This is a genomic window from Xenorhabdus yunnanensis, assembly GCF_028598805.1.
Classification (GTDB): Bacteria; Pseudomonadota; Gammaproteobacteria; order Enterobacterales; family Enterobacteriaceae; genus Xenorhabdus; species Xenorhabdus yunnanensis.
Map to the genome: position 1 here is coordinate 1 of NZ_JAQRFI010000356.1, position 223 is coordinate 223.

Annotated in this window: 1 protein-coding gene; it reads right to left on the reverse strand. The window is 49.3% G+C overall.

Annotated features, from left to right (window positions below; genetic code table 11):
- Positions 1 to 223: DUF7146 domain-containing protein (locus PSI23_RS22585; protein WP_444876168.1), on the reverse strand; the 223-nt coding region annotated here is incomplete at both ends.

Genomic DNA, 223 nt, shown 5'->3' on the forward strand with positions numbered 1-223 from the left:
ATCCCCGTCCAGATAGGTTCGGTGCAGATAACACAATTGACCGCGTGAGTCTGTCGCCAATGCCCACATCGCCTGATAATCCCCTTGGTATGTCGGCTGCTTTTCACAGAAACGGATTTGTTCAATAGGCTGATGGCTATAGATCCCCCGGCTTTGAAGGTATTTTTCTGCTGAGGTGCCTTTCAGTTCCGGCATGCGTGAGTAAAGGGTGATTATCTTTTGG